This window comes from Actinoplanes sp. CA-051413, assembly GCF_050955795.1.
In the GTDB taxonomy this organism is placed as follows: domain Bacteria; phylum Actinomycetota; class Actinomycetes; order Mycobacteriales; family Micromonosporaceae; genus Actinoplanes.
Genome location: NZ_CP192100.1, coordinates 5,473,900 through 5,500,326, shown reverse-complemented (window position 1 = coordinate 5,500,326; position 26,427 = coordinate 5,473,900). Strand labels below are relative to the sequence as shown.

Sequence of the window (26,427 nt, the reverse complement as noted above, 5' to 3'; positions counted from 1 at the left end):
GGGAACTCCTCTCACGAGCAGTACAGGCGGGGATCGGCCGGGGGCAGCACCGGTGGCCGGCCCTCGGAGGACGGGGTGGACTCGTACGTGAGCCCGTTCGCCCACCGGCCGGCCGCGGCGTCCTCGCCGTCGGAGAAGCTCAGGTAGGTACGGGCGTACGCGTCGTCGGGCACGGCGTCGGGGAACGCCTCCGGCACCGGCATGTGCTCGATGCCGTCCTCGCGCAGTTCCTCGATGGCGGCCAGCCACACGTTCTGGTGCATGGTGTCGCGGGCGAGCAGGTAGCGCAGCATCTGCTTGACCCCGGGGTCGCCGGTCATGTGGAACAGCCTGGCCAGCCGCAGCCGGCTCTGCGCCTCGGCGCTCACGTTGAGGTGGAAGTCGGCGAGCAGGCTGCCGCTGGCGGTCACGTAGGAGCCGTTCCACGGCACCCCGTTGCTGTCGGCCAGCAGCGGACCGGACCCGGCCTGCACGAGGTGGGCGGAGTAGATCTCGGCGCACTGGGCCGGGTTGTCCTCGTTCTCGTTCGCGGTGAGCGGCGCGTCCTGCAGCAGCCGGGTGATCATGGTGCTCAGCATCTCGACGTGGGCGAGTTCCTCGGTGCCCATGTCGAGCAGCAGGTCGCGGTACTTGCCCGGCAGCCGGCAGGTCCAGCCCTGCATCAGGTACTGATTCGCGACGGTGAGCGCCCCCCACCGGCCCCCGAGGGCATCCTGCAGGCGCCGCGCGAAGGCGGCGTCCGGTCCGTCCGGCCGGGCCTCGAACCGCAGTTGCTTGACGTGGTTGAACACGACTTCACCATGCCCGTCCGGGCGTCCTCTCCAGGCCAGCGGGTGGCCCGAACGGGTCAACGTCGGCGGCGTGGCAGGGTGACCTCCAGGGCCACCCCGCGCGGGGACAGCGCCCGGGCCCGCAACGTCCCGCCCTGGGCGTCGACCAGGTGGCGGACGACCCACAGGCCCAGGCCCTTCGTGCCCGCCGGGGGCGTGCGCCGGTGCAGCGCGTGCAGCAGGTCCTCGGTCAGCCCGCCCTGGTCAGCCACCGTCAGGCGCAGCCGGCGCCGCCGGACCGCGGCGATCAACCGGATCTCGCCGGGGGAGTAGCGGGCGGCGTTCGACAGCAGGTTCAGCAGGATCTGCCGGGTGTGCCGGCCCGAGACCAGGCAGCGGCCCGCGCCGGCACTGACCGACACGGCGAGCCGGTCGGTGGGCACGGTCGCGGCGACGACCGGCAGGACACGATGCAGCGGTACGGCGGTGTCAGCCGGTTCGGCGAGTCCGGCTGCGGCAGCGGCTGCCTGCTTCAGCACCGCCTCGGCGTGGGACGCGTGTTCACCGGCGAGCCGGGCGAGTTCGCAGCGGCGGAGCTCCGAGGGCTGTGACTCCAGTGCGCGTACGAGTGAGGTCAGCGTGGCCACCGGCGGGCGCAGTTCGTGGCAGACGCTGCGCAGCAGCAGGAGCGCGGGGTCGGGCCGTGGGGTTCGCCTCAGACGCATGACTGGACCTCGGGTGGGCATACGCGCGCCATGCAGAAGGACATTCGCGTCATCGTCGTCGACGACCATCCTCTGTTCGTCCGGGGTCTGGAGCTGCTCCTGCCCGAGGTCAGCGATGGCCGGGCCGAGGTGGTGGCGGCCACCGGAGACGCCGCGGCGGCCGCCAGCCTGGTCCGGCGTACGGTGCCCGACCTGGTCCTGGTCGATCTGCACATGCCGCCGCCGGGCGGGGTCAGGGCGATCGCCGCGATCCGGCGGTCCAGCCCGCGGGTGCGGATCGTGGCGATGTCCGGCGACGAGGACCCGGCCCCGGCGCTGGAGGCGCTGCGGGCCGGCGCCGAGGGCTTCCTGCCGAAGACCAGCGAGGTCGCCGACGTGCTGCAGCCCCTGCTGTCCATTCTCGACGGCTGGGCGGTGCTGCCGGCCGAACTGCTCGGCGCGCTGCTGGGCCCGGGCCGTGGGAACCGGCCCGCACCGGTGGACCTGGACGCGCCGGAGCGGCAGTTGCTGCAGCTCATTGCGGCCGGCGCGACGACCACGGAGATCGCTCTGCAGCTGCACGTCTCGGAGCGGACCGTCAAGCGGTTGACCGCGACCCTGCTGCGCAAGCTGCGGGTGTCGAGCCGCACCGAGGCGGCGGCGCTGGCCGGCAGTGCCGGGATCCTCTGACGCACTGACATGGCGAGCGGTTGCCCGGCCAAGTCGTCATGAAACAGTGAATGTCCTGATCAACAGGAAGACGTTCAGCGCGACGATCAGGGCCGCGACGATCGCCGCCACGACGGTGGTCGCCGGCCGGTTGACGTGCTCGCCGAGGATGTCGCGGCGCCGGGTCAGCCAGACCAGCGGGATCAGCGCGAACGGCACCCCGAAGCTCAGCACCACCTGCGACCAGACCAGCGCGGAGGTCGGGTCGACGCCGAGCACCAGCACCAGCAGAGCCGGGGCCATGGTCAGCGCCCGGCGCAGGGTCAGCGGGATGCTGCGGCCGATGAAGCCCTGCATGACCACCTGGCCGGCGTACGTGCCCACGCTGGAGGACGCGAAGCCCGAGGCGAGCAGGGCCAGGGCGAAGGCCAGCGCGGCGTACTGGTCGAGGGTGAGCCCGAGCCCGGCGTGGATGCCCTCGAGGGTGTCGGTGCCCGGGATGCCGGACCCGAAGAACAGCCGCGCGGCGATCACCAGCATCGCCAGGTTCACCAGTCCCGCCAGGCCCAGAGCCACCAGGGTGTCGACGCGCTGGTAGCGCAGCGCGTGCCGAAGCTGCCCCGGGCCAGTGGTGGCCGCGTCCGAACGGGTCTTGGTCAGCGCCGAGTGCAGGTAGATCACGTGCGGCATCACTGTGGCGCCCAGGATGCCGGTGGCCAGCAGCAGGCTGTCGACACCGGCGAAGGACGGCACCATGCCGCCGGCGACACCGGCCGGGTCGGCGCCGGCCCGCCAGGCGTTGTAGAGGAAACCGAGGAGGATCACGCCGAGCAGCCCGGCGATCACCGTCTCGAAGCGCCGTACCCCGCGTTGTTGCAGCCCCAGCAGGGCGAAGGCCACCACGCAGGTGATCAGGCCACCGACCGGCAGCGGCACCCCGAAGAGCAGGTACAGTGCCAGTGCCCCGCCGATGATCTCGGCCAGGTCGGTCGCCATGGCGACCAGCTCGGCCTGCACCCACAGCCCGCGCGACACCGGCCGGGGCAGGTGCTCGCGGCACAGCTCGGCCAGGTCGCGCCCGGTCACCAGGCCCAGCTTGGCCGACAGCGACTGGATCAGCATGGCCATCAGATTGGCCGCGACGATCACCCAGACCAGCTGGTACCCGAACGTGGCCCCGCCGGTGAAGTTGGTGGCGAAGTTACCGGGGTCGGCGTAGGCGATGGCGGCCACGAACGCGGGGCCGAACCAGGGAGCCACCCGCGCGGCACGCCGGCGCAGCGGGAGCATGAGCTGAGCGGCGGAATCCAGGACGACCATGGCCTGTCACCTTCCCCGTACGGCGGCACAGCCGGGCCAGGCACTGACCCGCCGGGGCCAGGCGTCACCGGGCCAGGAGAACAGGCCGGTGCGGGCGGCGGGCGACCCTGCGGCTCGCGGCGCGGGACTGAACCACGGCGAAGGCGAGCAGCAGCTCGGCCACATCGCCGCCGTAGTACATCAGGGTCGCACCGGCCTGCCGGTCCGCGGCGGTCGCCGGGACCTGCACGTAGGCGCCCGCGTAGAGCAGCTGCGACAGGGTGGCGTGGGCCGCGATCGCCACCCCGAGCAGCACCAGCCGGGCGAGCACCGACGGCCGGTGCGGGGCCGGGTCCGCGCCCGCGACCACCCACGCGAACAGGCAGCCGGACAGGATGAAGTGGATCGTGACCAGCTGGTGCAGCGCCGGTTCGGTGAGCATCCGGGCGTACAACGGGGTCAGGTAGAGGGCCACCAGGCCGCCGGTGGTGAGCAGCAGCGCGGCGACCGGATGGGCCAAGGCCCGGGCCGGGTGGCTGCGCAGCAGGCGGGTCAGGCGGCGGGCCGTCCGGACCGGGAGGGTACGCAGCAGCAGCGTCACCGGCGCACCCAGCACCAGGGCCAGCGGCGCCACCATGGCCACCAGCAGATGCTGCAGCGCGTGCCCGGCGAAGTCGTGCACCGGCAGGACCAGCCCGACGATCAGGACGGCAGCACCGGTCTGGAACGCGGCACCCCGCCAGGCACTCCAGCCCGCCACCCGCAAGCACTGCCACTCGTAGCCGAGGCCGATCAGCACCACGAGGAGGGGCAGCCCGTATCCGGGGGCGTGTCCCGTCACCGGACCGGGACGCGGTCGTCCGCGCCGCGCTGCAAGGCCCAGCCGGCGAGCACCAGCACCGCCCCCAGCGCCAGGAACGCGAGGTCCCACCACAGCCGATCGGCGCCCTCACGCACGTGGTGCACGCCCAGGATCTGGTGATCGATGATGCCCTCGACCAGGTTGAACAGGCCCCACCCGGCCAGCATCCAGCCCCACAGCGCCCGCGACGTCCAGGCGGCCCGCCGGTCGCGGGTGACCCGCGAGTAGAGCAGCCCGATCCCGCCGAGCACGAACAGCCACGTCACGACGTGGAACAGCCCGTCCCACAGGGTGTTCATCCGCAGGCCGTCGACGGTGTCCGGGGAGTAGTAGCGCACGCCGATGCGGTCGGAGTCGGTGCCGGTCAGCAGGTGATGCCACTGCAGCAGCTGGTGCAGCAGGATGCCGTCGACGAAGCCGCCGAGGCCGATGCCGAGCAGGAGCCCGGGAGCACGCAGAAGTCTCGCCATGCGCTGCGCCTACCCGCGCGGTGGCCGTTCATGTGTGCGCGGCGGGCCACCGGTCGGCCCCGAAGGGCCGGGGCCGGGCCCGGCCGGGCCATCGGGCCGGGTAGCTGAGTCGTCGTGCCGATCCCACCGCTATGGAGGTTCTGATGTTCAAGCACGTCGACTACCTGCAGTTCCAGGCCAAGCCGGAGAAGCCGGACGCCCTGCTCGCGGCGAAGATGCAGGAGCTGGTCGGTGGCCAGTTCGGTGAGATGACCGTGATGATGCAGTACCTGTGGCAGGGCTGGTCCTGCCGGGTGCCGGGCAAGTACAAGGACATGATCATGGACATCGCGACCGAGGAGATCGGTCACGTGGAGATGCTCACGACCATGCTGGCCCGGCTGCTCGAGGGTGCGCCGTCCGTGGCGACCGAGAAGGCCGCCGCGGCGAACCCGCTGCTCGCCGCGGTGCTGGGTGGGCAGAGCCCGCAGCACGCGATCGTCAGCGGCGGCAGCGCGCTGCCCCGTGACTCGCAGGGCGTGCCGTGGAACGCCGGCTACATCGCTGCCAGCGGCAACCTGCTCACCGACTTCCGGTCCAACGTGGCCGCCGAGGCGCAGAGCCGGCTGATGACCAGCCGGGTCTACAACATGACCGACGACCGCGGGGTCAAGGACATGCTCCAGTTCAACCTGGCCCGGGACACGTACCACCAGCAGCAGTGGCTGCTGGGCATCGAGCAGCTGATCGAGGACGGTCTCACCGAGAGCGGCATCGAGAACTCCAACGGCGAGGACGAGAAGGACTTCGCCCGCCGGACGTTCTACAGCTTCGACCCGGCCAGCACCGCGGGCGAGGGCCGCTGGGCCCAGGGCCCGAGCCTGCTCAACCCGGAGGAGCAGCTCGAGTACGTGCCGGACGCCCAGCCGCTGACCGACGACCAGCCGCTCGGACCGGCCCCGGACCCGAAGCTGTACGTCACCTACGACGGCTCGATGGGCAAGGGCAAGCCGGGCACCGGTGCCGGCGCGCACGCCCAGGGTGTGGCCAACGTGGTCAACAAGATCAAGGGAGCGCTCGACTGAGCAGCACCGGGAAATCCAAGGAGCCGGGTCGCCACGGAGGCGACCCGGCTCCTTTGTGTCCGAAAGAACCGGGACTAGCGGCGGACGGACTTGGGGGACAGGGCCAGGCCCAGCCCGATCATGCCGAGGCCGAGGACCAGGTGCAGCCAGTCGTCGGCGGTGTTGAGCGGCACGAAGTTGGCCGAGCTGTCCTGGCCGACGATCAGGCCGTACAGCCACAGCACGAGGTAGATCGCGCCGCCGGCGATGAGGTACATGCGGGCGCCGGAGACGGTCTTGGCCAGCACGAAGGCTGCCGCCCCGAACAGCAGGTGGACGATGTTGTGCAGGATCGACACCTGGAAGATGCCGAGCAGCTTGGCCTCCGAGTGGTGCCCGGCGAAGCTCATCGTGTCGTAGTCGCTGGTGATGCCCGGGATGAAGCCCAGGATGCCGACGAGCACGAAGACCGCGCCGACGGCGAGCGCGGCGGTCTGGATGCGGGTCCGCGTCCGGGCGGCCGCGGAAGAAGTACTGGCCATGGTTCACTCCTTGTCGTGAGGGAACGCCCGGATGCCCGTGCCGGAGCGCGCACAAACGCTGTTTAGAGCACGCTGTCGCAGGTATTCCCCATCGATGCGAATCAGCGGAAAAGCACTCCTCACGGCCGGCGCCGTAGCCGCCGGGGCCGTGACGGCATCCAGGATCGCGGTGGCCCGCCGCAACAAGGACCGGGAGACCGGGCGCCACCACGTCATCACCGTCAACCGCGCGTTCGACGAGGCCGGCACCGGCAGCCTGCCCGCCCCGCTGGCCGCCCTCGGCGAGGCCGTGGAGATCCGGCGGCAGCCCGCGCCGGGCGGCCGGGGCACCGAGTTCTCGGCCCGGGCACGGTCCGGCAAGGTGTCCGGCGGCGAGATCCGGCGGGCGCTGCGCGAGGCCCGCTCGGAGCTCGAGATCGGCTACGTCCTGCTGCCCGGCGGCCCGACCACCCGGCCCACCCCGCTCAACAAGCCGCTGCGCGAGGCCACCGCCCACGGCCGCGAAGGAGGTCTGCTGTGAAGGCACTGCAATGGCAGGGGGTCAACAAGCTCGCGGTCGGTGAGGTGCCCGACCCGCAGCTGCGCAACCCCGGCGACATCATCGTCAAGGTCCGGCGCACCGTCACCTGCGGCTCGGACCTGCACCTGCTCGGCGGCTACATCCCGTTCATGGAGAAGGGCGACGTGCTGGGCCACGAGTTCCTCGGCGAGGTGGTGGAGGTGGGCCCGGAGGTCCGCCGCCACAAGGTCGGTGACCGTGTCGTCGTGTCGTCGTTCATCTCCTGCGGCAAGTGCTGGTTCTGCGAACAGGAGCTCTACTCCCTCTGCGACAACGGCAACACCAACCCGGCGATCACCGAGACGCTGTGGGGCCAGGCCCCCGGTGGCTGTTTCGGCTACTCGCACGCCATGGGCGGCAACCCCGGCAGTCACGCCGAATACATCCGGGTGCCGTTCGCCGACGTCGGCGCCTTCGCGGTGCCGGAGGAGGTGAGCGACGAACGGGCGCTGTTCGCCTCGGACGCCGCCGCCACCGGCTGGATGGGCGCGGACCTGGGCGGCGTCAAGCCCGGTGACGTGGTGGCGGTGTGGGGCGCCGGCGGCGTCGGGCAGATGGCGGCGCGCGCCGCGATGCTGCTCGGGGCGGAACGGGTCATCGTCATCGACCGCCTCGACAACCGCCTCCAGCAGGTCGAGAAGTACATCGGTGCCGAGACGCTCAACTTCGAGCGGACCAATGTGGCCCTGGAGCTGCGCGAACGCAGTGGTGGCCGGGGACCCGACGTCTGCATCGAGGCGGTCGGCATGGAGGCCGCCGGCAAGGGCCCGCAGTATGCGTACGACCAGCTCAAGCAGCAGTTGCGGCTGCAGACCGACCGGCCGGTCGCGGTCCGCGAGGCGGTGCACGCCTGCCGCAAGGGCGGCTCGGTCTTCGTGCTCGGTGTCTACGCCGGCTTCGTCGACAAGTTCCCCCTCGGCGCGCTGATGAACAAGGGCGTGACGATGCGCGGGGCGCAGATGCACGGGCAGCGCTACATCCCGATGCTGCTCGACCGGATGGCCCGCGGTGAGCTGATCACCGAGCACCTGGCCACCCACGTCATGCCGCTCGACCAGGCCCCCGAGGGCTACCGGATCTTCAAGGAGAAGGAGGACAACTGCGTACGGGCCGTTTTTGTGCCCTAGCTGTATCAAACGGGACCTCCCGGTGCTCCTTCTCACCGCTACCACCGGTGCGACACCACGGGAGGAACCGGTATGCAGCACAATCCGAGCCGGCTGTCCGCGCGCGGGCCGATCGACCCGCGCCACGGCTTTCCACGCTGGTACAAGGACACGGCCGGGGTCCGGCTGGAGCTGGCGTTCGATCCGCTCGATCCGCGTACCCCGGCCATGGGCGACCTGCCCGACCCGGCCGCGCCGGTCAGCTTCCCGCGCAACTTCCCGGACGAGGCGTTCTACTTCCTCGCCGAGGCGGAGCTGCCGATCGGCGGCTCCGCCCGGCCGGGCCGGGCACGGGTCGTGCTGGCCCTGGAGGCCGCCTTCGCCGGCACCGGCGCGGTCGCCGACAGACAGCAGCAGGTCTTCGCGCGGGTCCGGGTGCGCCTCGACGGCGGCATCCCCGGCGCCGCCTACACCTTCACCCACCCGTACGGGCAGACCGACCCGCTGGTGGCCGACGAGAACGGCCGGGTGTTCGTCACCGACGACGTCGGCGCCGCGCCGCTGCTGTTCGACACCGCCGTGACCGACGGCGAGGTGGCACCGTTCCTGCGCTGGAGCGCGGACGCGCCCGGCGGCTACCTCGGTGACGGCGGGGTGGAGCACACCGTCACCGGCAGCCCGCTGGGCTTCGACTTCTTCCGCGTCGAGGGCCCCGGCGTCGGCGACGTGGCCGGCGCGACCCCCGACCCGGCGGACCCCGGCAACCTGGACAAGGTCTTCACCGACCTGTTCACCCTCCAGGGCCGGATCTCCACCGTGGCCGGCGCCGAGGCGACCCGCGCGGTGTACTCGCGCAGCTCCGGCAGCCTGGTGCTGGACGTGTTCGCGACCAGCGAGCCGGGCCAGACCCTGCACGCGGCCGGCGCCACCATGACCGGCTCGGGCACCGGCTACCACGTCCGCGCCGCCGCGACCGCCGTGCCGGCCACCGCAGACATCGTCAACACCACCGACGTCCCGCCGACCGTCACCACCATCGCGGTCACCGACGCGGTCACCGTGACCGTCGCCGACTACGACCTCACCCAGCAGCGGCTCAGCGTCGAGGCGGTCTCGTCCGACCTGGACGACCCGCCGGTGCTCACCGTGGCCGGGTTCGGCCCGCTCACCGCCGGCAAGCAGGAGTTCGCCGCGGTCGACGTGCCACCCACCACGATCACCGTGACGTCCTCGCACGGCGGCAGCGACACCCGGCACGTGCTGATCACCGGGCCGGCCGCGGACCCCGACCCGCTCACCGCCGCGGCGGGACCCGACCGGCTGGCGACGGCGGCCGAGGTGGTGACCCTCGACGCGGGGGCCAGCACCGGTGCCGGGCTCGCGTACCACTGGGAACAGATCGCCGGGACGCCCGTCACCCTGACCGGCGCCGACGAGGTCCGGGCGACCTTCGTGGCGCCCGCCGCGGGGGCGCTGGAATTCCGGCTCACCGTGCAATCGGCCGCCGGCAGCGCCACCGACACCGTGTCGGTGCAGGTCAGCCCGTCGGTGCCCGGCACCGACACGGTCACCGTCGACCGGGCGGAGTTCCGCACCGACTCCGGGCGCTGGCGCATCGAGGGCACGGCCACCGGCCCGCTGCCGGACCGAGTCACGGTGACCCTGGACGGCCTGGAGATCGGCAGTGCGCCGGTCGACACCACCTTCGCCTGGGACGTGCGCCGCACGGTGATCCCCGGCGAGACCGGCCTGACCCCGGCGCCGGGGGCCCGGGTGGACATCACGACCAGCCGGGGCGGTGCCGGGTCGAGCCCGGTCACCATCCGCAACTGAGGGGACAGCGACCATGGGCTACTCGATCACCGGCGTCTTCACCGAAGCCTGCGACTGCACCCTGATCTGTCCCTGCTGGCTCGACGACGCCCCCGACGAGGACCACTGCACCGGGCTGTTCGCCTGGCAGCTCGACGGCGCCGCCACCATCGGCGGCACCGCCGTCGGCGGCCTGCGGGTGGTCAGCGTCTCGACCCACTCCGGCGGTCGCCGGGCCGGCGCCACCACCACCGCGGTCTTCGTCGACGAGGCCGCCGACGACGAGCAGTTCGAGCTGCTCGCCGCGGCCTTCAGCGGCCGGCTGGACGGGCCGCTGGCCGAACTCGCCGCGGTCAGCGGGGCGGTGCTGCAGCGCAGCCGGGCCCGCATCGAGGTCAGCGCCGACCGCACCGGCTGGCACATCTTCGTCGGCCGGCCGGCCCAGTCGCCCGTGGCCGGGGCCGGACTGGTCGAGGTGACCGGCAACCCGGCGGTCTTCGGCGGCGAGGACGAGCCGCTGACCCTGACCCACACCGCGCTGGACACCGAGCTCAGCGTGGCCGGCCCCGGACAGGTGGTCGCGCACCGCACGGACCAGCTCGCGGTCCGGGTGCCGGCCCTGCCCGGCGCCTACCTGGACGTGCGCGGCCGCTCGGCCATGCGGGGCCGGTTCCGCTACGTCCACGCCGCCGCAACCGCGGTGGTGCCCCGGTGACTTTCCCGCAGCAGCAGGTCCTTCGGGGGAGGGTCCTGCTCTGGGGCGGCGTCACCGTCATCGCCGTGGCCGCCTGGCTGGCGATGACGGTGACGCACCGCTCCGGGCATCAGCACCCCACGACCGCCGGCCCGGCCCTGACCGGCTGGCTGGTCATGGTCGTCGCGATGATGCTGCCGACGACGCTGCCGCTGCTGGAGCTCATGCGCCGGCTGCTGGCCGCGCGGGGAGCCGCGCCGGCGGTCGTGGCGCTGGTCGCCGCCGGGTACGTGGCCGTCTGGACCGGCACGGGGGCGGTCCTGGTCACGGCCCAGCTGGCGGCCGGCGCCTGGCTGGAACGCCGGTCCTGGGTGCTCGACCACCCGCGGGCCCTGCTCGGCGCGGCCCTGGGGCTGGCCGGCGCGTACCAGTTCAGCGCGGTCAAGGACCGGTGCCTGACCGCCTGCCGGAGCCCCCGCGGCGTCGCCATGCTGCGCTGGCGCGGCGTCCACCCGGCCTGGGCCGAGGCCGCCGACATCGCGGTGCGCTACGCGGTGTCCTGTGTGGGCTGCTGCTGGGCCCTGATGGCCGTCGGCCTGCTCGCCGGGGCCGGTTCGCTGATCGCGATGGCGCTGCTCACCGCGTTGATGGCGGCCGAGCGCCTGACCCGCCACGGTGCCGTGCTGGTCCGCCCGGCCGGTGCCGCGGCCCTCATCGTCGGCTGCGCCCTGCTGCTCGGCGTGGACACGATCTTCACCGCCTGACCCTTCCGGAGATCCCGATGCCTGACCTGACCTACGACGTCGTCGCCGTGCAGTTCCCGATCGTCTACACCAATGACGGCGACCACGATCCCGACGGACTGCTCTACACGCTGCGGGCGTACGTGCCGCTGCTCGACTGGGCCCGGGCCCGGTGGGACGACGACGACCGGTTCCTGCCGCGTACCCACGAACGCATCCAGCACCTGCAGCTCATCGTGGACGGGCTGGACCGCTACGAGCGCATGCGCGAGCGGCTGAGCCCGGACGACCCGCTGCTGACGTACGGGACCGACCCCGCCGACCTGATCGGCGAGCGCGACGACAGCGGGCTGGACCCGCGGCGGCACACGATCACGCAGAACCTGCGGGCGACGGTCGACGAGCTGGTCCAGGCGCTCAAGCTGGTCACCGGCGGCACCGTCACCGCGCTCACCCTCGACCCCGGAACCCGGGCCCAGTGGGCGGCGAGCTTCGCCGCCGGGCTCGTGGCGGCCCGGACCGCGTTCGAGGAACGGCTGGCCAAGCTGGAAGCGGACGACCACGTCGCGCTGCGGCACCTCGCACGGCAGAGCGGTCTCGGCCTCGACCGGGTGCGCCGGCTGCTGCTCAACGACCACCGCACCGACGTACGCGGGCTCGGCGAGCTCACGCCGGCCCACGACCGGTTCAACCCGCTGCGCCCGGTGCCGGTGGTGCGTCCGCTGGTGCTGCGGGCCGCCCTCGGCGCCCGCGTCGACGTGCACTTCGAGAACCAGATCCGCGGCCGCCGGGTCGGCCTGCACCTGCAGGGCGACGGAGCCGGCTCGGTGCGCACCGACGACGGCGCGGCGGTGGGCCGCAACGAGCCCACCACGGTACGGCCGGGACAGCACCGCACGTACCACTGGCACGCCGCCCGCGAGGGTGTCTGGGTCGTCAACGACCTCGGCGACGTCCGCGGCACCGAGCGGGGCACCAACGCGCACGGCCTGTTCGGCGCGTTCGTCGTCGAGCCGGCCGGCGCCACCTGGCACGACCCCGAGACCGGGGAGCTGCTGACCGGCACGGCGTTCGCCGACGGCCCGTACGCGGACGTGATCGTGCCCGGCGACCAGCCGGCGGCCGACTTCGTCGACTTCCACCTCGACGAGGTTCCGCACAGCCACCGCGAGTTCACCGTCTTCATGCACGATGAGCCCGAGGTGCACAGCAGCCAGATGCTGATCGGCGAGCACACCGTCATGCCGCTGTCCTACCGGGCCGAGCCGATGCCCCAGCGCCTGCCGCACCGGATGCGCCGCCACGCGGAGGCGACCGCCGGCCGGCCCCTGCCGCCGCCCGGCGAGATCGACTTCGCCGCCGTCGCGATCGAGGTCGACGACGAGCTCAGCGAGATCTTCCACATCGGCCGCGACCACGAGGGCCACTTCCTCGAACGCGTCGCCGGCGAGGAACAGCACCACAGCTCCTGGCTGTTCGGCGACCCGGTCACCCCGATCTTCCGGGCCTACAAGGGCGACCCGGCCCGGGTCCGGCTGGTGCACGCCGGCGTCAAGGAGACCCACGTCTTCCACCTCCACGTGCACCAGTGGCGGGCCGTCCCGCAGGACACCGCGCAGCCGTCGGTGTTCCGCCCGGGGGAGCCGCGCGGCTCACAGCTGATCGACTCGATCACGATCGGCCCGCAGACCGCCGTCACCATCGACCCCCTGTACGGCTCCGGCAGCCGCCAGCGGGCGCCCGGCGACGTCATCTGGCACTGCCACCTGTACCCGCACTTCCACCACGGGATGTGGGGACTGTGGCGCAGCTTCGACCGGCTGGTCGACGGGTCGGTCAGCGCGTACCCGGACGGCACGCCCGTGCACCCGCTGCGGCCGCTGCCGGGGCGCGACCCTGAGCCGCGTACCGGTCAGCAGCCGGGCTTCCCGTGGTTCATCGACGCCAAGTTCCCGCAGAAGGCGCCGCCGCCGCCCGCGGTGACGCGGGAGTTTCTCGGTGGCCGCCGCCGGCTCCTGGGCCTGCCGCCGCACTCGGCCAAAGAGCTGGCGGCGTTCGCGCCGGGTGTCGTCGCGAACCCGCGTCCCGGCGCGCTCTTCGTGGACCTGGACGGCGACGCCCGCGCTTGGAACGACGCCGCCGGGCTGCCCGCGCCCCGGACCGTCAGCTACGAGATCCGGGTCCGCGCCGACGAGGTGCCCTACAACTCCCGGGGCTGGCGCGACCCGCGCGGCCACCACTACCAGATCACGAAGGTCACGGTGACCGACCCGGCGGTCGGCGACGGCGCACCGGTGGAGTTCACGCCGCCGGCGGAGCGGATCGAGCCGTTCTTCCCCCGGGCCAACCACGGTGACATCGTCGAGCTGCGCATGGTCAACGAGCTCGGCACGATCGGCCCGGACGGTTTCGACCCGCCCACCCTGCCGGTCGAGTGCGGCCTGCACGTGCACCTGGTCAAGTTCGACGTGCTGGCGGCCGACGGCTCGTCCACCGGCTTCAACTACCTGTCCGGGGCCAGCTGCCCGGAGGCGGTCGCCGGCGCGCCGGCCGAGCCCGGTGACCCGCCGGCCAACGTCGGTTTCCACCGCTGGGTGGTCGACGAGGAGTTCGGGCCGTGCTTCTTCCACGACCACCTGCTGGCCAACTACCGGCAGAAGCACGGGCTGTTCGCCGCGCTGATCGCCGAGCCGCCCGGGTCGCGCTGGCTGCTGCCCGATCAGGAGACGGTGGCGTGGTCGGAGCCGCAGGCTGTGGTGCTGCCGCCGGTGGACAGCGGGCTGCCGCCGTACCGGGAGGCCTGTCTGGCGATCGGGGACTTCGTGCCTCTGGTCGACGCGGACGGTAAGCCGCTGAATCCGCCGCACGAGCTGAGCGGTGACGACGACCCGGGCGCGATGGCGGTCAACTACCGCTGTGCCCCGCTGACCTTCCGCGGCGACGACCCCTCCCAGTGGTTCAGCAGCGGCGGCCCGGCCGTCGCGGATCCTGCGGATCCTCCGGACGAGCCGGGTGCCGTCGCCGCCGACCTCACCGGTGGGGATCCGGACACCGAGATCATCCGGACGTATCCGGGGGAACGGCTGCGGATCCGGCTCATCCAGGGCTCGCACGAGGAGCAGCACAGCTTCGTCACGCACGGGCTGCGCTGGCGCCGGGAGTGGCACAACGACCGCTCGGTGCTGGTCAACCAGCAGACCATCGGCATCTCCGAGGCGTTCACGCTGGACATCGACCCGGCCGACGCCGGCGGCTACTCCTACGGCGACCACCTGTGGCACTTCGCCGCGATGGACGACCTGTGGCTGGGCTGCTGGGGCCTGGTCCGGGCGCTGGCCCCGAGCGCCGGCAACCTCGAGGAGCTGCCGCCGCTACCAGGCATCGTCCAAGAGAACGACCTGCCACCACGGCCCGCGGTGGCCTGGGGAGCCGGCGGGGACCGGGTCCGCGAGTTCGTGGTCACCGTCCGCCGCCACGAGCACGAGTACGACGGCCGCCGGCTCACCGACCCGTGGGGACTGATCTTCGCGACCGCCGCGGGCTGGCGCGACGAACCGGTCGAGGAGGGCTCGGAGCGGATGCGCCGGCGTGCCGTCGGCGTGCACGACACCGGTGAGCCGCTGGTGCTGCGGGCCCGCTCCGGCGAATGGGTCCGGGTCATGCTGATCAACGAGCTGCTGCCGGACCCGGACGACCCGGTGCTGCCGCCGTTCGGAGTCGAGCCCGCCCCGCCCCGGCTGCCGCTGGAACGCCTCGACGAGCTCGGCAACCCGAGCGAGCGCACCGTCTCGCCGCGGGTGTCGCTGCACCCGAGCCTGCTGCGTTACGACGTGGTCAGCGACGACGGCGCCAACGTGGGCACCAACCACGACGGCACGGTCGGCCCGTTGCCCGCACACGACGGCGGCCACGGCGGCCACGAGGCGACCGGTCAGGTGATCTTCCGCGATCCGGCGTCACACGGGCACGAGGAGACGAACTGGCGCGAGTACTGGTGGTACGTCGACGAGCACCTCGCGCCGCCGTCGTACGCCGACGGGCCGGGGCAGGTGTGCGGCCTGCAGGACCTGGCGGACGTGCGCAACCACCGCCACCACGGCCTGATCGGCGCGCTGGTGGTCGAGCCGGACGACGTCACCCCGGCCGACCCGGTCACCGGCCGCGAACGCTGGACCGGCCCGCAGGTGCTGCTGCGCGACGAGCACGGCCGGGTGGTCGCCAACGAGCAGGTGCTGCTGGTTCAGGACGGCCTGCGGCACTTCGTCGCGGGCAACCCGGACCTGCCGGTGCGCGACGTGGTCCCAGGTGACGACCCCGAGGACGCGGGCCAGAAGGGCATCAACTACGGCTCGGCCGTGGTCCACCCGCGCGACGTGCTCACCCGCGACGATCCGCCGACGCCGCTCTGGGAGGCCAAGACCGGCCAGGAGCTGTGGCTGCACGTGGTCGGCGCCGCTGACAAGCCCCGCAACCACACCTTCACCGTGCACGGCATGGCCTGGCCGGCAGCGCCGTGGCAGGGCGACGGCCCGTGGGAGGGCTCGTTCTCCGGCCTGACTGCGGGCATGGCCCGGACGCTGCGGATGACCGCCCGGCATCGCGGCGACCACGCATACCGGTCGGGGGCGTTCCGCTGGTCGGTGGAGAACGGTCTGTGGGGCATCCTGCGGATCAAGTGAGGCCGGACCGGTCAGGGCAGCTCCCAGCGCTGCCGATCGGCGCCCGAGCAGCTCTCGATCCGCACACCGGCCCCCGAGCGGGAACCCGAGCCCGGGTCGGTGAGGCAGCCGCCGCCGGCGAGATTGACCAGCGTACGGTCGGCGCCGGCCTGCCACTGCCCGGACCGCCGGCCGTCACAACCAGCAAGCCGGACGGCGCCGTCGTCGGCCGCCACCGCACACTTGCCGACGACCCGCAGGGTGCCGTCGGTGGCCACCGTAAACACCTGGGCGGCGGTCTCGTTGCAGGTGAAGACCTGGATGTGGTTGCCGTCGACGGCGATCGCGCCGTTGAGGTCCAGGCAGAGCCCGCCCAGGCCGTGGATCCGGCCGACCCGGTCCGCCGGGGGCGGCGCGAGCCGGTCGGTCGGGGCACTGGTCGTCGTCCGGGCCGGGGCCGGGCTCGTCCGGGTGGCGGTCGACGTCGGTGCCGAGGAGGGCGTGGAGTTGGTCGTGCTGCGGCTCCGGGTGGGAGCGGTGGTCCGCGCCGTCACGGCCGGCGGCGGATCGGTGGTGGCCGGGGTGGGCTCCGGCACCGCGACGCTGGGCAGCGGGACGTCCACCGGCAGGGCCGTCCGGGTGCCCGGCTCGGGCAGCATCGCCCACACGATCGCGGCCACGCCGGTCACCGCCAGCACCACGACCAAGGCGAGCACCAGCAACGGGCGGTGGCGCCGCACTCCCCGCGCCGGGGGAGCGGGCGCCGCGCCGGGCAGCGTGGCGTCAGGCGCGGGTGGCGCGACGGGCTCCGCCGCAGCCTCCGGCCACGTGTGATCGGAGGGCTGCGGCGTCGTGCCGCCGGGCTCGTCCCGCAGGTACGGACGAACCAGCAGCGGATCGGCCTCGTCGTCCCGGTCGGTCATCGTGTCCCATCGCCAGTGCCGCGCAAAGATCGATCTGCACCGTACCTCGATCGGTCACGCCCGGCCGCCCGGCCGGTGCCGGGGTCAGCGCTTCCAGAAGGCCTTGCGCTGCGGTGGCGGCGCGAAGCTCTCCAGCGTCTCCCTGGCCAGGGCCCACTTCGCCGGCAGCCCACCGTCGGCCTTGAGCCGGTCGACGAGGTCCCGCAGCCCCTTCAGTTCCGCGTCGTCGCGGCCCTCCAGCAGCGCCCCGAGCCGGCTGGCCAGGTCGGCCAGCAGGTCGCGGCGTTCCAGGGCGGAGCGTCCCTCGGCCTCGCGCAGCCGGGTCGCCTCGATCGCGACGATCGCCGTCAGGTCGGCCAGGGTCAGCGGGGAGCTGCCGGGTGCCGCCATCTTGCCGCTGCGGCCCGCAGTCTGGAGCCCGGCCGGCATCTGGGCGAACGGCTTGGGCCCGGAACGCATCGACGAGGCCCGGGCCGGCGCGAAGCCACCGATCCGCGGCCCGGCGGCCGGCGGTGGGACCGGCGCCGACATGGACGCCAGCACGATGCCCCCGGCCGCGGGCGCGTCGAACATGTCCCAGCCCGACGGTGACTCCACCGGCTGGGTCACCCGGCGCACCTCACCACCCTCGGTCACCACCCGGCTGTCCACCGCCACGTACGCGGTGAACCGGCACAGCACCCCGTACCGCAGCGAAGTGGCCACGATGGTCTGTTCCAGCTCGCGCTGCCCGGTCAGGTACCGGTCCTCCAGCTCGCGTAGCCGGGCCCGGGCCCACTGTGCGGTGACCGCCGGCTCCGCGCTGTCGCGGACCGGGATCTGCCGCACGAACTCCTCGTCGTCGCGGGTCCGGCCACGCACGGTCAGCGTGCCGTCGGCGGTCCCGGTGTAGCGGCCGAACACCACCAGCGGCACCCCCGGGAACACCGTCTGCGCCGGCGCCGGCTCGACGCTGAAGTCGGTCGCAGTGACGGTCACGTCGGTGAGCACCGGCGCGGCGATCCGCCGGTGGATCTGCGCCATCGCCTCGTCGAGCCGGTCCTCGCTCTCCACCAGCTCGCAGCGGCCCGCGCCGAGCGCGGCGAGCCGGCCCAGGAAGCCGACGTTGACGGCCCGGTCGATGCCCACGGTGTGCACCCGGGTGGTGCCGATCAGGCCGGTGATCTCGGCCAGGATCTGGTCCTCGTTGCCCACCTGGCCGTCGGTAACCAGCACGAGCACCCGTTCCCGCGAGCCCGAGTCGGCGAGCAGGCTCAGCCCCTCACGCAGCGGGACGAGCATCTCGGTGCCACCGCGGGCGTCGGCGCGCGACAGGTGCTCGACCGCGCGGAACCTGTTGCGGTCGGTGGCCTCGGACAGGCCGGTGCCGAGCGCGTCCGGCCGGTCGACCTGGTGGTCGAAGGTCAGCACGGCGAACCGGTCGGCGGTGGTGAGGGTGTCGACCACGCGGGCGGCGGCCCGGCGGGCGGCGACCATCTTCCAGCCGCCCATGCTGCCCGAACGGTCCAGCAGCAGCACCACGTCCTTGGGCCGGCCGGCGGTCGCGGCGTCGTCCGGCGGCACCAGTACGACCTGGTACGTCCCCTCGGGCCCGTCCGCCGTGGGGTCGCTGACACACACCGCGCCGGAGCCGTCACCCGCGTACGGCAGCCGCAGGATGAAATCCCGGTCCGCGCGCTCGCCGGGCGCGATCTCCACCCGGCCGCCCTCGCCCGTCACCGTGTGCAAACTGGAGCGGACCTCGCCGAGGCCCAGCCCGGCCGGATCGATGTCGACGCCGATGCTGAGCCGCAGCGGGTTCGGGAAGCCGGGCAGCAGCACCGGGGGAGTGATCCGGGAGGCGTCCGGCACCGCATCGGTGTCCTGCGCCTGGCCGGAGCCGACCGCCGGCCCGGGCAGCGGCGCCCCGGGCACGTAGCGTGGCGCCACCACCAGCGGGAACCGGAACGTCGCCGCGCCGTCCTCCCAGGGCAGCGGCCCGACCAGCGACAACGCGATGGTGACCCGCTCGCCGGGCAGGATGTTGCCGACCCGCATGGTGAACACGTCGGGCCGCTCCTCCTCGGCGATCGAGGCCCGCTGACCGGCCGCGATGGCCTGGTCGTAGTTCTGCCGCGCCTGGGCCCGTTCCTGCAGCTCGGCCTCGACAGTGCGGCCGTCGGCGGTCATCGTCATGCCGGTCACCGCGGCCCGGTCCGGCAGCGGGAAGACGTAGGTGGCCTCGAGCGGGGTGTCGTGCGCGTTGACGTACTCGGCGGTCACCGTGGTGCGGGCGACCAGGCCGCTGATCGCGGCTTGCACGTCGAGACGGTCCAGCGGCAGGTTGCCGCGCTCAGTGAGCAGGGCACCGAGACCGGCGTCGGGCAGGATGCGGACGCGGCCGAGCTCCGCCGGATCCATCGGCTTGACGGACAAGGTCATGACGGGCTCCCATCGTCGAGGGTGTCGCCGGCGAGCAGGCCACGGGCGGCCAGCAGGTCCAGCAGAGGGCGGGCGGCGGTGGCGATGGCCTCGTAGTCGGCGGCGCCGGGACGTACCGGAAGCACCAGGATCGCGCCGCCGCCCAGCGCGACGCCACCCACCGGGCGTGCCGCCGCGGGCGGCCCGGCCTTCGCGGCCGCGACCCCCGCCCCAGCGGCGACCGGCTGAGCCGCCGCCGGAATCGCCGCCGGCGAGGCCGTCGACTCTGCCGCCGGGGCCGGTGTCGGCCCGGCCGCCCAGAAGCGGGGTCGCGCCGGGCCGTCCGCCACTGCGGCTTCGTCGGCCACGGCCAGCAGACTTTCCGGTACGCGGGCAGCAACCGCCAGCTCAGCGTCACTGGCACCAGCCAGCTCAGCCTGAATAGCAGCCAGCGAGTGCCCCTCCGCCTGACGCCGCTTGACCGCCACCAGCTGCAACAGGTGCCGCGGCCCGTACAGAGCAGTCCGTCCGCGCATCCCGGCGGGCCGGTCCACCAGCCCCGTGGTCGTGTACCACCGAATCGCCCGGCGGTCGGGCACGTCGCGCACCCGGCCGTTGGGCGCGCCGGGGTATTCGGCGTCCAGGGCCTGGCGTACCCGCTCGACCAGCTCGTCCATCGTCCACACGCCCACCACCATGACACTGTTAACGTGACACTGTCAACGTTGCGACCGATGCATTTCTCTTGATCCCGCCAAGGGCCTGCCGATCCTGGACGTATGCCCGACGAAGCGATGGATCCGGCCGCCCGCGACGAGGTCTTCGCCGCCCTGCTCAAGCAGCACCCCGACGCCTTCGTCGGCGCTGTCTCGCCGATGGGACTGGCCGTGCCGCTGCCCGACGGTCTGGACATCGGTGGGCTGCGGCCGATCGTCGGCGCGCAGTCGGCCCTGGCCCTGGTGGTCACCGAGGACCAGAAGATCACGGTCGACGCCTGGCAGCGCGCCCTCGGCCAGGGACTCGCGAACTGCCTGATCCACCCGGTCGCCGCGCCTTCCGAGCTGGTCCGGCTGCATCTGGTCGACATGACCCACCGGTACGGGGTCTTCCTCATGTTCCTCACCGGCCTGTCCGGCCACCCGCAGGGCCAGTCGCTGGAGCACGAGCCGATCCGGCCCCGCCTGGTCACCGTGCACAAGGACCAGGTTGCCGTGATCACCTCCGCCGACCCGGAGATCGCCCTCGTGCTCGGCTGGACGGCCGCCGAGCTGACCGGCACCCGCACGCTGGACCTGGTGCACCCCGACGACCAGCAGCGCGCCATCGCGAGCTGGATGGACATGCTGGCCAGCCCGCAAGGTGAGGCGCGCCGGGTCCGGCTGCGGCACACGCACCGCGACGGGCACCCGATCTGGTTCGAGATCACCAACTACAACCTGCTGGCCGACCCCGGCAACCCGCGGGTCGTCGCGGAGATGCTCGACATCTCCGACGAGATGGCCGCGCAGGAAGCGTTGCGGGCGGGCGAGAAGCTCATGCGCCGGCTCACCGAGACCATCCCGATGGGCATCGTGCAGATCGACGCCGCCCGGCGCATCGTCTACCAGAACGAGCGTGCCGCCCGGGCCATCGGCGCGGGCCTCGGTGACGTGCTCGGCGACGACTACCTGCGCGCGATCGTGCCCGGGGACCGGCCGGACATCGACGCCGCGATCGCCGCGGTGCTGGACGCCGGTTCGGACGTCGACATCGAGTACGGCCACCGCGGCGTGCGCGGCCTGCGTCGGGTGCGGGCCAACCTGCGGTCGCTGACCGCCGAGAGCGGCGAGGTCACCGGGGCCATCATCTGCCTCACCGACGTCACCGAGGACGTCCGGCTGCGCGACGAGCTCAAGCAGCGGGCCAGCTTCGACGCGCTCACCGGCTGCCGCAACCGGGCCTCCACGCTGAGCGCGCTCGGCGAGGCCCTGGCCGGGCCCGGCCGGACCCGCGGCACCGCGGTGATCTTCATCGACCTCAACGACTTCAAGCAGGTCAACGACCGGTACGGGCACGCGGCCGGCGACCAGCTGCTGACCCACGTGGCGAACCGGCTGCGCGGCGCGGTCCGCGACGGTGACGTGGTCGGGCGGTTCGGCGGCGACGAGTTCGTGGTGATCTGCGCCGACGTGGCTACCGTCGACCGGGCCCGCCGGATCGGGGAGTCACTGCTGAACGCGCTGGGCGAGGGCTGCCTGGAGGTGGCCGGTGCGCAGCTGCTGCCCCAGGCCAGCATCGGCGTGGCCTGGGGCGACTCGGGCACCTCCGCCCCGGACGCCCTCATCGCCCGGGCCGACACGGCGATGTACACGGCCAAGAAGACCCGCACCGGCCGCCTGGCCCTGGCCCTCGCCCAGTGACAGCGGCCCGGTGACGGCTTTCAGGAGCAGCGGCACAATCCCAGGTCGGTGACCGGAACCTCGCAGGACGGGCAGATGCCCGGTCCGGCCTGCCGCGGCGCGGGCAGCGACTGTCCCGGCAGGAAGTGCCGCGGTGCGTTCGCCACCTTGATCCGCCGCAGCGCCCCGGCCACATCGTCCTCACTCACCCGCCATCCCGCCGCCCTCAGCTCCCGGACGATCGCCGGCAGGTCCGCGCCGCTGTTCTGCAGTTCCGTGACCGCCTCCCGGAATTGCGGCCAGGCGCCGTGCGGAGTGCGTGCCGTCCGCCGCGGTGCCGCCCCTCCCGGACGCGGTGCGGCGAATTCCCGGCGCGCCGCGCATTCGATTCCGGCGAGCGCCACCCGCACATCCTCGCGGGTGACCAGCGCCCATCGGCCACCCCGGCAGCGGAATTGCTGATAAATCCCGCCGACGTCGATCCGAGGCCGATCCTCGCGCATTTCCTCGACCGCCGCGATGATCGCCGGCATCCCCGGCCGGCCCCGCTCGGCGCCGCGCTGGCCTGGTGCTCTATTGATCGAAACCCGCGGCTCCGGCGACGTCCCGCCGCCGGGCAGCCACTTGCCCGCGTTTCCGGCCCGCCGTTCCTGCCGGGGTACGGACCATTCCCGGCTCCTGTCGTTCCGCTGCTTCGCGCCCGTCGATTCCATGGCAACCCCCGGTCGTTGACGTTGCCATGATCGTAAGTTTGCGGATATCGCGGACCCCGATAACCGAACAGTTCGCGTCGCCTGACCGAATGGCCGCCCTCAGCTGCAGATGATGAATTCGGCGGCGGGATCGTGCGGCAGTGCGGGCCATCCCGCGATGACAAAGGCGGCCCGTTCCCAGGTGCGCTCGGCCTCGACGAAGGGGTCCTCCTCGGCCATCCACGCGGCGAAGTCGGCCGGGGTGGTCTCGCCCGCGGCGACGCGCTCGGCGTTGCGCCGGTCGACGTCGTGGCTCTCGGCCTCGACCCACACCACCGCGTCCAGCAGCGGGGTCAGCTCCCGGCGGCCCGCGCCGACGCCCTCGACGATCAGCAGCGTGCAGTCCGCGGGCACCTCGATGGCACCCGGCCGGCTGCCCACGTCCCACTGCGGCGGCCGGTACGAGACCGCCTCCCCGGCCCGTACGGGAGCCAGCACGCCCTCGGTCAGCAACGTCGTCCAGTCCAGCACCGCATGCCGCCAGGCGATGTCGTCGGTGTGCACCACGGCGGCACCGTCCCACAGCTGCGCCAGCCGTCCCGCGAACGTCGACTTCCCGCTGGAACCCCGCCCGTCCACAGCGAGGACCGGCGGCCGTCCGTCCGGCTCACCCACCGCCCGGCGTACCCGTGTGCGTACCTCGTCCGCCGTCGCCACACGCCAACTTCTCATGGCTCCTTGATTGCCCAGCGCACCTGCGTTGACACCGACGGTGGCGCCGCGATAGCAAGAACCGCGTGTCTTGATCGGGCAGGATGACCGGGACGGGGTGCACATGCGACGACGGGCGATGATGGGTGCGGCGGGAGCCGGATTGGCGGGGGCATTGATCGGCGGGCCGGCCCGGGCCGGTGGCCGGCGGGGGCTCGCCCTCGACTTGATCAGCCTCTCCCACGTCAATGATCCGGCGACCACCAATGTCTACCCCGGCGATCCGGCCTTCGAGCTGGAGACCATCGCCACCATCGAACGGGACGGCTTCTACCTGCAGTTCGTCCGCGAGGGCGAGCACACCGGCACGCACTGGGGTGCGCCCGGGCACTTCAACGCGGGCGCCGCCCTGGCCGACGACCTCGAACCGGGCGACCTCTTCCTGCCCGCGGTCAAGATCGACGTACGGCGGCAGTGTGCCCGCGACGCCGACTTCGCCCTGTCGGTCAAGGACCTCAAGGCCTGGGAGCGGCGGCACGGCCGGATCCCGGAGGAGTCCATGGTGATCCTCTGGACCGGCTGGGAGTCGCGCTGGGGCACCGACGCGTTCTTCAACGTCGACGCCGACGGGGTCATGCACCAGCCCGGCTTCAGCCTCGAGGCGGTGCAGTGGCTGGTCGACACGGGCCGGCTGGGGCACCGGGGCGGCACCGGCACCGACACCTTCAGCCCCGACCTGGGCACCGACACCACGTACGCCGTGTCCCTGCTGGTCTATCAGCGGCACCGGATCAGCCTGGAGATCCTCGCCAACCTCGCCGCCCTGCCCGCCACCGGCGCGTACGTGCTGTGCGGCGGGCAGATCAACAAGGCCGGCTCGGGCTCGACGGCCCTGATCTACGGGGTGCTGCCACCGCCGGGCTGAACGACGCCGTTGGCGGTCAGCGTGTAGCGCGCGTACTGGGTGACCTGCTCGGTCGGCTCGTCGAAGGCGACGATCGCGACCACCTTGGGGTAGTCGCGCAGGGCGGCGTACCCGGCCACGCTGACCTGCCGGGCCCGCCGGCGCTTCTCGTCCAGCCCGACCAGCTTCACGTGCCAGCCGTGCACCGTGGCCGGCACGATCTGGGTGGGAGAGCGCCAGCCGGTCAGCGAGCTGCCGTCGCTGACCGTCACCGAGCCCACGGTCACGTCGTCGATGAGCCAGCCGCCCTCGTTGACCGAGGCGTCGCTGACGTAGCGGAAGCCGAGCAGGACGTGCTTACCGGCGTACGCCTTCAGGTCGTAGATCTGCGGCTCGAAGACGCCGGACTTACCGCTGAGGGCCGGCCCGAACGGCGCGTCGACGGTGTGGTCCCCGGCGACGGCCGTGTACGTCTTCCCGCCGTCGGTGGACACGGTCACGTAGCCGTAGTCATAGCCCAGCTCCGTGGTGTACCTGGCCTTCAGCCGCAGCGTCGGATCGGTGGCCGGCACCTGGACGGGGATGACGGCGGCGACGTCGAGGCTGCTGGCGTTGCCGGAGAACAGCGCGCCGTCCTGCACTGTCCACTGCAGGGGCTGTGGCGGCAGCGTCTTCGCGCCCTTGAACGTCACCGAGGTCAGGTCTGCCCCGCGCAGGAACTTGCCCGACGCGGCGCGCAGCCGTACGTAGTCGGCGCCGTTCGGCGCGGCGCCCGGGTAGTCGAAGGACGCCGGGTTGGCCAGGTTGACGGTCGCGCGCACGCTCGGCGAGGTCACCTTGCTCTTCGGCACACCGGCCATCACGCCGTCGGCGGTGTCTCCGACGATCTTGTCGACCAGGTTCATCGTCTGGAAGTCGTGCAGCACCGCGGACAGCTTGACCCCGGGCCCCAGCGCCGCGGCCACTCCGGCCATGCCCTGGTGCTCGCGGTCGCGGTGCAGCCGTTCCAGCATCGCCGGGCCGAAGCGGTCGCGCAGGTAGAGCATGAACTGGTACGCGATGCCGTAGTCGGCGAGCACCTCGGCGGGCGCGCCCTCGTTCCACAGGTTCAGCGAGTTCTGCGCCCCGCCGCAGTCGCGCGGATTGGCGTTGTAGCGGGTGCGCACCAGCCCGAAGCCCTGGAAGCACGCCAGGTGGCTGTCGTGGCCGGGGTGGTACACGGTGGCGTTGCCGTCGACGTAGCCCACCAGCGTCTGCGCGTAGTCGGACAGGCCCTCGTTGACCCAGACGTCCTCGAACGGGTCCGCGTACGACTGCAGCAGGTGCTGCCACTCGTGGGCGAACGTGCCCTCGTACATCCGGGGGCGGGCCGGGCGGCTGGTGCACAGGTCGCCGGTCGGCTCGTCGGGCGGGGTCGCGCCGGAGCGGTGCCGCCAGTCGTACGCGTCGATCGTCATGACGTTGCGGTCGACCAGCTCGTTGATCTGCGCGGAGAAGAACCCGGCGATGTAGGTCGGCACGTCCGGGAACTCGTAGTAGTTGTCGTCGCGTACGTTGTCGACCAGCGTGACGGTCTTGTCCCCGGCGCCGGTGTAGTCCGCGCCGGCCAGCATCGCCTTGGTGCCGTCCCGCTCCCGGGGGACGCTGAACGCCGCCGTCTCGCGCGGGTAGATCGTCTCCTCGAACTCCCGGACCAGGGCATTGACCTGCGCATCGGTCACCTCGGTGGAGGCGGCGGTGCGGCAGTCCCCGGCCGGGAACGCGACGTCCTTGGCCACCCACACCTCGATGTGCGAACCGACCGCCCGCAGGGTGTAGTCCTTGCGGTAGAGGCTGCCCTTGATGTCGTCCAGCGCCAGCCACTCGCGGACCGTGCCGACCGCCGGCGTGGGCGCGGCCGCCACGGGTGCCCGGTTCTCGGCGACCCGGCGGCGCATCGGCAGCCCGGAGACGTCGAGATGCTTACGGGTGAGTTCCCGGACGTCGGAGGCCGGCGGCAGCACCGGGGCGGCGGGTCCCGGCGGCGCGGCCGAGGCGGACGAGGCCATCGGCAGCAGCGGCAGGATCAGCAGGGCGACCGCGGCGAAACGGAGGCGGGCCATGGAACTCCCTTCGGCGCCGCGCCGGTGAGGCGCGCACAGAAGGCGACGCTACCTGGCGTACCGGGCGAAAAGGGGCAAGACGCGGGCTACTCGAAGAGGGAATGCCGCCGGCCGCCGTCCTCGCGGCGCCGCGCCCGCCGCCGCAGCTGCACCACCACCATGTCCACCACGGCGACCAGCGCCCAGGCGGCGAGCAGCCAGCCCGGCACCGTCCAGCCCTGCCGCCACAGCACGATCGCCAGGATCGTGCAGACCACGAAGCCGAACGCGGCCAGCACCAGCCGCAGGTTCAACGCGCTGTACGGCTCGCCGACGGTGCCCCGCCGGCCGGGCGGCTGGGGACCGATCGGCATGGATCGACCCTAACCGCCCGGACCGGCGGGGGA

The 26,427-nt window shown here is 72.9% G+C and carries 23 protein-coding genes; 10 read left to right on the top strand and 13 right to left on the bottom strand.

What is annotated here, in order from left to right; all coding sequences use genetic code 11:
- Window positions 1-11: 11 nt before the first annotated feature.
- Together ACQP2Y_RS25930 and ACQP2Y_RS25925 are read right to left on the bottom strand one after the other, a co-directional pair.
- Window positions 12-791 (bottom strand): manganese catalase family protein, encoded by a 780-nt coding sequence (locus ACQP2Y_RS25930; protein WP_433717628.1) that lies wholly within the window; start codon window positions 789-791, stop codon window positions 12-14.
- A gap of 56 nt (window positions 792-847) precedes the next feature.
- Entirely contained in the window at window positions 848-1,495 is a 648-nt protein-coding gene (locus tag ACQP2Y_RS25925) for a sensor histidine kinase (protein ID WP_433717627.1), read from the bottom strand.
- Between the two features lie 30 nt (window positions 1,496-1,525).
- Here ACQP2Y_RS25925 and ACQP2Y_RS25920 point away from each other — a divergent pair, with 30 nt between their 5' ends.
- Entirely contained in the window at window positions 1,526-2,164 is a 639-nt protein-coding gene (locus tag ACQP2Y_RS25920) for a response regulator (RefSeq protein WP_433717626.1), read from the top strand.
- 36 nt (window positions 2,165-2,200) lie between these two features.
- On the opposite strand, the gene ACQP2Y_RS25915 is transcribed toward ACQP2Y_RS25920, so the two are convergent.
- From ACQP2Y_RS25915 to ACQP2Y_RS25905, 3 genes are all read right to left on the bottom strand, one after another.
- Window positions 2,201-3,463 (bottom strand): Nramp family divalent metal transporter, encoded by a 1,263-nt coding sequence (locus ACQP2Y_RS25915; RefSeq protein WP_433717625.1) that lies wholly within the window; start codon window positions 3,461-3,463, stop codon window positions 2,201-2,203.
- A gap of 64 nt (window positions 3,464-3,527) precedes the next feature.
- On the bottom strand, window positions 3,528-4,283 hold the full coding sequence (locus ACQP2Y_RS25910; RefSeq protein ID WP_433717624.1) for a cytochrome c oxidase assembly protein: 756 nt from the start codon (window positions 4,281-4,283) through the stop codon (window positions 3,528-3,530).
- Window positions 4,280-4,774, bottom strand: coding sequence for a DUF2243 domain-containing protein (locus tag ACQP2Y_RS25905; RefSeq protein ID WP_433717623.1), 495 nt, complete (start codon window positions 4,772-4,774; stop codon window positions 4,280-4,282). The genes ACQP2Y_RS25910 and ACQP2Y_RS25905 overlap by 4 nt, the downstream gene beginning before the upstream one ends.
- A gap of 143 nt (window positions 4,775-4,917) precedes the next feature.
- On the opposite strand from ACQP2Y_RS25905, the gene ACQP2Y_RS25900 reads away from it, so the two are divergent.
- Complete coding sequence (locus ACQP2Y_RS25900) at window positions 4,918-5,838, top strand: manganese catalase family protein (RefSeq protein WP_433717622.1); 921 nt, start codon at window positions 4,918-4,920, stop codon at window positions 5,836-5,838.
- 74 nt (window positions 5,839-5,912) lie between these two features.
- Here ACQP2Y_RS25900 and ACQP2Y_RS25895 read toward each other — a convergent pair whose 3' ends face one another.
- Window positions 5,913-6,359 (bottom strand): DUF4383 domain-containing protein, encoded by a 447-nt coding sequence (locus ACQP2Y_RS25895; protein ID WP_433717621.1) that lies wholly within the window; start codon window positions 6,357-6,359, stop codon window positions 5,913-5,915.
- A 148-nt stretch (window positions 6,360-6,507) separates the two neighbouring features.
- On the opposite strand from ACQP2Y_RS25895, the gene ACQP2Y_RS25890 reads away from it, so the two are divergent.
- The 6 genes from ACQP2Y_RS25890 to ACQP2Y_RS25865 all read left to right on the top strand — a co-directional run bounded on the left by ACQP2Y_RS25890 (window position 6,508) and on the right by ACQP2Y_RS25865 (window position 15,952).
- Window positions 6,508-6,879: a hypothetical protein gene (locus ACQP2Y_RS25890; RefSeq protein ID WP_433717620.1), complete on the top strand. Its 372-nt coding sequence runs from the start codon at window positions 6,508-6,510 to the stop codon at window positions 6,877-6,879.
- Window positions 6,876-8,045 (top strand): zinc-dependent alcohol dehydrogenase, encoded by a 1,170-nt coding sequence (locus ACQP2Y_RS25885; protein ID WP_433717619.1) that lies wholly within the window; start codon window positions 6,876-6,878, stop codon window positions 8,043-8,045. The genes ACQP2Y_RS25890 and ACQP2Y_RS25885 overlap by 4 nt, the downstream gene beginning before the upstream one ends.
- Before the next feature lie 72 nt (window positions 8,046-8,117).
- A complete protein-coding gene (locus tag ACQP2Y_RS25880; protein ID WP_433717618.1) occupies window positions 8,118-9,857 on the top strand; it encodes a PKD domain-containing protein in 1,740 nt (579 codons plus the stop codon).
- Between the two features lie 13 nt (window positions 9,858-9,870).
- Window positions 9,871-10,551, top strand: coding sequence for a DUF1326 domain-containing protein (locus ACQP2Y_RS25875; protein WP_433717617.1), 681 nt, complete (start codon window positions 9,871-9,873; stop codon window positions 10,549-10,551).
- Complete coding sequence (locus ACQP2Y_RS25870) at window positions 10,548-11,294, top strand: DUF2182 domain-containing protein (RefSeq protein WP_433717616.1); 747 nt, start codon at window positions 10,548-10,550, stop codon at window positions 11,292-11,294. Before ACQP2Y_RS25875 ends, ACQP2Y_RS25870 begins: the two co-directional genes overlap by 4 nt.
- A gap of 17 nt (window positions 11,295-11,311) precedes the next feature.
- On the top strand, window positions 11,312-15,952 hold the full coding sequence (locus ACQP2Y_RS25865) for a multicopper oxidase domain-containing protein (RefSeq protein WP_433717615.1): 4,641 nt from the start codon (window positions 11,312-11,314) through the stop codon (window positions 15,950-15,952).
- An 11-nt stretch (window positions 15,953-15,963) separates the two neighbouring features.
- On the opposite strand, the gene ACQP2Y_RS25860 is transcribed toward ACQP2Y_RS25865, so the two are convergent.
- From ACQP2Y_RS25860 to ACQP2Y_RS25850, 3 genes are all read right to left on the bottom strand, one after another.
- Window positions 15,964-16,854 carry a ricin-type beta-trefoil lectin domain protein gene (locus ACQP2Y_RS25860; RefSeq protein ID WP_433717614.1) on the bottom strand — a complete coding sequence of 297 codons (891 nt, stop codon included), beginning with the start codon at window positions 16,852-16,854 and terminating at the stop codon, window positions 15,964-15,966.
- An 84-nt stretch (window positions 16,855-16,938) separates the two neighbouring features.
- Window positions 16,939-19,275 (bottom strand): VIT domain-containing protein, encoded by a 2,337-nt coding sequence (locus tag ACQP2Y_RS25855; protein ID WP_433717613.1) that lies wholly within the window; start codon window positions 19,273-19,275, stop codon window positions 16,939-16,941.
- On the bottom strand, window positions 19,272-19,931 hold the full coding sequence (locus ACQP2Y_RS25850; RefSeq protein ID WP_433732068.1) for a MerR family transcriptional regulator: 660 nt from the start codon (window positions 19,929-19,931) through the stop codon (window positions 19,272-19,274). Before ACQP2Y_RS25850 ends, ACQP2Y_RS25855 begins: the two co-directional genes overlap by 4 nt.
- 102 nt (window positions 19,932-20,033) lie before the next feature.
- Between ACQP2Y_RS25850 and ACQP2Y_RS25845 the strand changes: the two genes are divergently transcribed.
- The gene (locus ACQP2Y_RS25845) at window positions 20,034-21,653 is read left to right on the top strand and encodes a diguanylate cyclase domain-containing protein (protein ID WP_433717612.1); all 1,620 of its coding nucleotides are present in this window, start codon (window positions 20,034-20,036) and stop codon (window positions 21,651-21,653) included.
- A gap of 20 nt (window positions 21,654-21,673) precedes the next feature.
- Here the strand turns inward: ACQP2Y_RS25845 and ACQP2Y_RS25840 are convergent, their stop codons facing one another.
- Together ACQP2Y_RS25840 and ACQP2Y_RS25835 are read right to left on the bottom strand one after the other, a co-directional pair.
- Window positions 21,674-22,345 carry a hypothetical protein gene (locus ACQP2Y_RS25840; RefSeq protein ID WP_433717611.1) on the bottom strand — a complete coding sequence of 224 codons (672 nt, stop codon included), beginning with the start codon at window positions 22,343-22,345 and terminating at the stop codon, window positions 21,674-21,676.
- Window positions 22,346-22,444: 99 nt separating this feature from the next.
- Complete coding sequence (locus tag ACQP2Y_RS25835; protein ID WP_433717610.1) at window positions 22,445-23,056, bottom strand: uridine kinase family protein; 612 nt, start codon at window positions 23,054-23,056, stop codon at window positions 22,445-22,447.
- 103 nt (window positions 23,057-23,159) lie between these two features.
- Here ACQP2Y_RS25835 and ACQP2Y_RS25830 point away from each other — a divergent pair, with 103 nt between their 5' ends.
- Entirely contained in the window at window positions 23,160-23,960 is an 801-nt protein-coding gene (locus ACQP2Y_RS25830) for a cyclase family protein (protein WP_433717609.1), read from the top strand.
- Here the strand turns inward: ACQP2Y_RS25830 and ACQP2Y_RS25825 are convergent.
- Window positions 23,933-26,041: a peptidase M6 immune inhibitor A gene (locus tag ACQP2Y_RS25825; RefSeq protein ID WP_433717608.1), complete on the bottom strand. Its 2,109-nt coding sequence runs from the start codon at window positions 26,039-26,041 to the stop codon at window positions 23,933-23,935. The genes ACQP2Y_RS25830 and ACQP2Y_RS25825 overlap by 28 nt on opposite strands.
- An 86-nt stretch (window positions 26,042-26,127) precedes the next feature.
- On the bottom strand, window positions 26,128-26,394 hold the full coding sequence (locus ACQP2Y_RS25820) for a hypothetical protein (protein ID WP_433717607.1): 267 nt from the start codon (window positions 26,392-26,394) through the stop codon (window positions 26,128-26,130).
- Between the last annotated feature and the right edge of the window lie 33 nt (window positions 26,395-26,427).